The sequence below is a fragment of the Acinetobacter lactucae genome (genome assembly GCF_013344765.1).
GTDB lineage: Bacteria > Pseudomonadota > Gammaproteobacteria > Pseudomonadales > Moraxellaceae > Acinetobacter > Acinetobacter lactucae_A.
This window is the reverse complement of the sequence record NZ_JABVBF010000452.1, coordinates 1-384: the sequence shown is the minus strand read 5'-3', so window position 1 is coordinate 384 and position 384 is coordinate 1. Positions and strand designations below refer to the sequence as shown.

General features: G+C 20.8%; 1 protein-coding gene. It reads left to right on the top strand.

Features of this window, described 5'->3' with window-relative positions:
* The coding region (locus HUN22_RS18060; RefSeq protein WP_217488237.1) for a hypothetical protein at nt 1–181 on the top strand (181 nt) is incomplete at its 5' end.
* Nucleotides 182–384 lie beyond the last annotated feature (203 nt).

The window sequence follows — 384 nt, the reverse complement described above, 5'->3', positions numbered from 1 at the left end:
GATTAATTATCTCTATACATACCGCTTAAAATTAAGCCGGAACATAGCTATAAAATCTCCCAATGAATATAGCATAGAGCGTACTCATTTAGAACATTTTAAAATAAATAAGCAGAGAAAAAATAATCAAATCGCACTACTCATTATAATAAAAAAACAACAAATATTAAAAAAACCTTAACTTTGATAAAAAATTATTATATAAAACAAATATCCATAAATAAAAAAAATGTATCAAACTTAATCCATAAATAACAATGATTTAAAAATTAAACACACATAAAAATTTATCAAAAAACTATGTAAACCCTACATTAAATCTATATTAAGTGCATTTCTAATTCATATTGCATAAAACCCTAAATTTTTTATTATTAAATAATC